The following is a 5,672-nucleotide window of genomic DNA, read 5'->3' on the forward strand; positions in this document are numbered from 1 at the left end:
CGCACCTTCAAATACAAGTCCACGGTGTATATCCCCAAGCCCTCCCGAAATCCGAAAGGGCAAAAGTGGACGACTTTTACGCCGCCCGCGACAACACTATGCCGTCGCTACCGTGGCCGAGTATTGCTCCGCCGTTCACAAGCAGACCGGCAAACACCTGCATCACGGGCGCAGCGAGGCTGAGCTTACCATTAGGGTCGAGACGCACAACAAAACGTCCGAGGCCAAGCCCAGCGCCTGCCACGCAAAGGTTGAAAGCCGCAGTGCCAAGGCCCATGGCAAAGGTCGCGATGATCCCGGCGGTCAGGATGCCGAAGTGCCAGCAGATCACCAGAAGGAAGAGCGCACCCGAGCAGGGCCGCATGGCGATGCTGATCACCAGCGCGCTCATTTCGCGAAGGCTCATTTCCTCGCGGATATCGGAAAGCTCTGGGCCGTGCACATGGCCACAGCCGCAAGTACCATGTGAGTGCGCGTGGTCGTGATGAGGCTCGTGGCCATCGCTATGCGCGTGCTTTTCATGATCAGCGTGATGTGGCGGAATGCTGCGCAGTTGCCAGAGGGCGCGCAAGCCACGCAACACGAGCCACAGCCCAATCAGCCCGATGAATAGATAACTGAGTGGGGCAAGGGCCTCTTCTGTGAGGCCCACCAGTTGCTCGCTTGTTAGGCGAATAGAGCCAATGCCAACCAAAACCAAAAGGATCGCGGTGATGGATTGACCAATGCTAGAGAGAAAGGTCAATACCGTCAGCCGACGTAAACGCGCACGGCTGGCTAGAGCGGTTCCTCCAAGCAGCACTTTGCCATGACCGGGCCCGATCGCATGAACAACGCCGTAAGCAAAGGTCAGACCGCACAGAGACAAAAGAGCACCAGCTTCGCCGCGCTGCACGGCGCGCACGCCCGTCGCCATAGTGTTCTGAATATCCCGTTGAGCCTGAGCGGCCCACAATGTCAGTGGTGTTGTGTCGACCAACAGTGCCAGCGTTGCAACGACCGCGAGCAGTCCCACCAGAATGAGCGTGATGCGCGTTAAGGACATGTCAATTCAAGCGTTTCAGCAAATTGCGCGCCGACGTTCGGATCCTCGGGCGTTTCTTCTTGGGACAAAGCTTGCAGCTGACTTTGCAACTTGGCTAATTCCTGATCAGGATCAAAGGGAATGATCTCGAAATTACAGTCACCGATTGGACCCTCAACCGAGCTTTGGGGCGTCACAGCATAAGAATAAAAATATATCGGATCATACAATTTAAGCGTCGCTTTCCGGCTGTTCATCTCGACCGGCTCGTCCAGCGCAAGCGTGAAGCCTACGCCAATCTGATCGCCGGGTCCCTCTGCCCGTGCTTCCTGCGGGGCAGACAACTTGACCTTCTCGCCATCAATATAGAGGTAAGTGTCCCCTTCGTACTCTGGTGCCCAATCGGTTTCCGCTTCGGCAAAACGGCGAAGGTCCGCTTCGTCGAGCTTGCCGTCATTGTCGGCGTCGAGGCCGAGGTTTTGCATCGCCATCAAGGTCGTGAATGCGTCGTAGAGCCAGTGGATCCGTATCGCCTCGAGTTGACCATTCTCGTTCATAACAAAACTGCCAGTCACATCGACAAACACATGCGGATGGGCATCAGTTCTGGACGAAAAACCGGTCATCAAAACCAGGTGAAAGACGAAGAGAAGGACGAATGTGCGCATAGGCGCAAGAAAGGGGCGCTTTCGCGCCCCTGTCAAGTTTCGCTCAGGAACCTTTGAGGCAATCGGCAAGATTTGACCCCATGTTGCGGATCAACTCCGGGTAAAGAGTAGCGCCGAGTTCCAGATCGGCACCAAGTGGATCCAGAACGCCGACGGTCGCGTCAGTACCCTGGAACACGGTATCGATCATGTTGGCGTTGAACTGCGGCTCGGAAAACGCGCAGGTAATGTCCAGCTCTTTGACTTTGTCATGGATTTCTTGGATCCGCGCGGGGCTGGGATCAGAGCTGTCGCCGAGGCGGATCGAGCCTGCTGCAGAGAAGTCAAAGCGGTTTTCGAAGTACTGATAGGCATCGTGGAAAACGACAAATTCCTTGCCCCGCACCGGTTCGAGCGTAGCCGTCACATCGTCAATCACGCCAGCGATTTGTTCGCGGCCCGCAGCAGCATTGGCGCTGTAGGTTTCTGCATTCTCCGGATCCAGTTCGGACAATTCCGCTGCGATCACATCCAGCCAGGCACGCGCGTTTTCTGGATCAAGCCAAGCATGGGGGTCGTGTCCTTCGTGGTGGTGATCATCGTGATCATCTTCGTGCGCGTGCTCGTCGTGGTCGTCTTCATGCGCGTGCTCGTCGTGATCATCTTCGTGCGCATGCTCGTCGTGATCATCTTCGTGCGCATGCTCGTCATGGTCGTGATCATCGTGCTCTTTGTGTGCCTCGGCATGGTCCTCATCGCCGTGCCCGTCATGGTCGTCGTGATCTTCCTCTTCGGAATGCTCTTCGTCATGATGATCATCATCATGGCTGTGCTTTTCGAAGGTCGCTCCTTCTCGAATCTCAAGCTCGTTGGTGCCTTCGGCTTCGATCAGTTCGATGACATGGGCGTCGGAGGCAAGAGCCTCCAGCGGGCCCTCCAACCAAGGTTCCAGCCCCTCGCCGATCCAGAACACGACGTTTGCTGCGTCAAGTGCTGCTGCTTCGGAGGGGCGCATGGAGTAGCCATGCGGAGACGCACCGGGTTGAACAAGCAGGTCCGGGGTGCCCAGATCGCCCATCACCATTGAGACGAGCGAATGCACAGGTGCGATATCGACGGCCACACTGGGGACGTCCGCTGCAGCCGTGGTGGCAACACCGATAGCAGATACGGTTCCGAGCAACAGGTTGCGTGACATTGAGAACTCCTTGAACTATTTGCTCGAGGGTGTATTTGATATGTTATACTATATCAATCGAAAAAACGATCGTATTGCACCGCTCACATGCAGATAAATCCCAGTTCAAATCGCTGTGGGTCATCAGACCCAAAAGTGATCGCCTGTTTGAAACAAGCTGAGGTTTTCTTTCAAGACAAGCCAAAGAAGCTGACCCCTGCCCGGCGCCGCGTGCTCGAGATTTTGTTGGCGCATGGCGGTGTGCTGTCAGCCTACCAAATCCTCGACCGTCTCAAATCCGATGGCAAAGCGGCACACCCTGCAGACGCCTATCGCGCCTTGGATTTCCTGATTGAATACAAGTTCGTTCATAAAGTCGGCCATCTCAGCGCGTTTGTGGCTTACACGCGCCCCCACGCAACCCACACCACCTTTTTCATGATCTGCCGCAAATGCGACAACGTCGCCGAAGCTGCCTCTCCCGACACAAACGACATGTTGGAGAAGGTTGCGAGTGAGGCTGGCTTCTTGGTCAAGCAACAGGTATTGGAGGCGTTCGGGATTTGCACCGACTGTCAGGACGACGCAGGGACTTCAGCGAACACATGACACTCTTCACATTTGACCAAGTCGCGCTGAGGATCGGGGACAGCACGATCCTCAACTCTGTGTCCATGGCAATGGAGGCGCGAGAAATCGTGACCATCGTGGGGCCAAACGGCTCGGGCAAGTCGACTTTGCTGCGGCTGCTGATTGGCTCGATTCAGCAAACCAGTGGGCAGATTACGCGCAAGCCCGGGTTGAAAATCGGGTATGTGCCGCAAAAGCTAACGCTTGATCCAACACTGCCTATGACTGTCGACCGGCTGCTGACTCTGCACCGCCGGGTCACTCGCGCCTCAATCACCAAAGCACTGGAAGAAGCAGGTGTGCCAGGTCTGGAGCGGCGGCAAATTAGCGCCCTGTCCGGTGGGCAGTTGCAACGCGTCCTCTTGGCACGCGCACTCCTCGGAAATCCTGATCTGCTTGTTCTCGACGAAGCGACCCAAGGACTCGACCAGCCCGGTGTCGCAGCCTTTTATCGCCAAATCGAGGCGGTACGCCAAGAACACGGATGTGGCGTCTTGATGGTCAGCCACGACCTACACGTGGTCATGAGCGCGTCAGACCGGGTGATCTGCCTGAACGGGCATATTTGCTGCCAAGGCACACCGCAGCACGTGGTATCTGCCCCAGAGTATCGCGCCCTATTCGGCGAGGGTACGGGCGGCGCACTCGCGCTTTACTCGCACCACCATGATCATCGCCATGACAACAAGACTGGCCAGACAGAGGGCGTAGAATGAACTGGGTGACCACGATGCTCGATGATTTTGTGATACGCGCCGTTCTTGCTGGTATGGGGCTTGCGCTTGCTGCGGCACCTTTGGGCTGTTTCGTGGTATGGCGACGCATGGCCTATTTCGGGGATGCAACGGCCCATGCCGCAATCCTCGGCGTTGCGCTGTCGCTGACATTTTCGGTGTCAATCTTTGTGGGTGTAATGGGCGTGGCGCTGGTGATGGCCTTTACCGTATCATCGCTCAGCGGGCGCGGTTTTGCCATGGACACGATGCTGGGTGTGCTTGCGCATTCGGCGTTGGCCTTCGGCCTTGTTGCTGCGTCCTTTCTGTCGGGCATCCGGATCGACCTAATGGCCTATCTCTTTGGTGACATCCTCGCGGTCATGCCACATGATCTAGGGATCATCTGGGGAGGCGGAGGGCTGGTCGTGGCCCTGCTGATCTGGCGCTGGTCCGCGCTTCTGACAGCAACGCTCAATCCGGATCTGGCCTACGCCGAAGGCGTTGACCCGAGACGCGAGCAAATGGTTCTGAATATTGCACTGGCCATTGTTGTAGCTGTTGCCATCAAAGTCGTTGGGGCATTGCTGATCACCGCAATGCTGATCATTCCTGCCGCCGCTGCGCGTCCGATCACTCGCACACCCGAAATGATGGCTCTGCTCGCTGGAGGCTTTGCATGTGCCTCGGTGGTGGGCGGCATACGCGCGGCCTGGGTATTCGACACGCCGACCGGTCCAACCATAGTGTGTTTCGTCGCTTTGCTTTTCGCGATAACGGTAACGCTTGGGCAGTTTCTGGCGCGCCGATAGTTGTCGCGGCTCCGGTTCTGGGCCGCACGTTAACTTAGCGCATGTAGACTACGTCAACTTGCTCTTCTGGGTCGACCACCGGATCGAGTACGATCACCAATCGAGGCTCGCCTGTTCCGGCAATCGGCGGCAAAAGGTGCGTCAGCCCCAAGCGTGGTGTTTCCAGACAGAGCGTGCCGGGCAGGACGATGGGAGAATCAGTCGGAACACTCCGAATGTGCTCTGGCTATTGTCCATCCTCGGACAAACCATACTTGGTCGCCCTGCCCCGCTAGGTGCATACCAAGCGGGCCGCTAGAAGCTCTATGTGCAAGCCGCGGCATGCGTTGGCCGTCACGACATCAAAACATAGGCGCTTGGGTTGAAAAAGCGCGCCTTGCCGGTTTTGTCAGGACCGGCATCCGTGCTTTTGTTCAGGATTACCGCATCGGCGAATTCGATCTGCTCGGTCAACAAGCTGACAAGGCTGCGGTCGTCCTGATTGCCAAGGCTCCTGCTCCGGTCGGTCAGGAAATCGTGGCTGGAATAAATGTCAACGGCGGAGTAAAATTCGGCCATTGTGGCGGAGCAAAAGTCGGCCAGTTTGGGGCGAGCGCCTTGGAGCGTGCGGCCCTCATATAGCAAGCCCGGTCCAAGGCGCATTGGCCGTCAGGCCAATTCTGTGAGGTT

The 5,672-nt window shown here is 57.1% G+C and carries 8 protein-coding genes; 3 read left to right on the forward strand and 5 right to left on the reverse strand.

What is annotated here, in order from left to right; translation table 11 throughout:
* Positions 1-76: 76 nt before the first annotated feature.
* From AB9K37_RS00220 to AB9K37_RS00230, 3 genes are all read right to left on the reverse strand, one after another.
* Entirely contained in the window at positions 77-1,045 is a 969-nt protein-coding gene (locus AB9K37_RS00220; RefSeq protein ID WP_369835071.1) for a nickel/cobalt transporter, read from the reverse strand.
* Positions 1,036-1,650, reverse strand: a complete 615-nt coding sequence (locus AB9K37_RS00225; protein WP_369835072.1) for a DUF1007 family protein — start codon at positions 1,648-1,650, stop codon at positions 1,036-1,038. The genes AB9K37_RS00220 and AB9K37_RS00225 overlap by 10 nt, the downstream gene beginning before the upstream one ends.
* A gap of 85 nt (positions 1,651-1,735) precedes the next feature.
* On the reverse strand, positions 1,736-2,869 hold the full coding sequence (locus AB9K37_RS00230) for a zinc ABC transporter substrate-binding protein (protein ID WP_369835073.1): 1,134 nt from the start codon (positions 2,867-2,869) through the stop codon (positions 1,736-1,738).
* 147 nt (positions 2,870-3,016) lie between these two features.
* Here AB9K37_RS00230 and AB9K37_RS00235 point away from each other — a divergent pair, with 147 nt between their 5' ends.
* Genes AB9K37_RS00235 through AB9K37_RS00245 form a run of 3 tightly spaced genes read left to right on the forward strand, consistent with a single transcriptional unit; the run spans position 3,017 to position 5,003 of the window.
* Positions 3,017-3,457, forward strand: a complete 441-nt coding sequence (locus AB9K37_RS00235) for a Fur family transcriptional regulator (RefSeq protein WP_369835074.1) — start codon at positions 3,017-3,019, stop codon at positions 3,455-3,457.
* Entirely contained in the window at positions 3,454-4,194 is a 741-nt protein-coding gene (locus AB9K37_RS00240; protein ID WP_369835075.1) for an ATP-binding cassette domain-containing protein, read from the forward strand. Before AB9K37_RS00235 ends, AB9K37_RS00240 begins: the two co-directional genes overlap by 4 nt.
* A 14-nt stretch (positions 4,195-4,208) precedes the next feature.
* On the forward strand, positions 4,209-5,003 hold the full coding sequence (locus AB9K37_RS00245; protein ID WP_369835077.1) for a metal ABC transporter permease: 795 nt from the start codon (positions 4,209-4,211) through the stop codon (positions 5,001-5,003).
* A 34-nt stretch (positions 5,004-5,037) separates the two neighbouring features.
* Here the strand turns inward: AB9K37_RS00245 and AB9K37_RS00250 are convergent, their stop codons facing one another.
* Together AB9K37_RS00250 and AB9K37_RS00255 are read right to left on the reverse strand one after the other, a co-directional pair.
* Positions 5,038-5,220 carry a hypothetical protein gene (locus AB9K37_RS00250; RefSeq protein WP_369835078.1) on the reverse strand — a complete coding sequence of 61 codons (183 nt, stop codon included), beginning with the start codon at positions 5,218-5,220 and terminating at the stop codon, positions 5,038-5,040.
* 116 nt (positions 5,221-5,336) lie between these two features.
* Positions 5,337-5,645, reverse strand: coding sequence for a hypothetical protein (locus AB9K37_RS00255; protein ID WP_369835076.1), 309 nt, complete (start codon positions 5,643-5,645; stop codon positions 5,337-5,339).
* Between the last annotated feature and the right edge of the window lie 27 nt (positions 5,646-5,672).

The sequence above is a fragment of the Donghicola sp. XS_ASV15 genome, from assembly GCF_041224595.1.
GTDB lineage: Bacteria > Pseudomonadota > Alphaproteobacteria > Rhodobacterales > Rhodobacteraceae > Donghicola.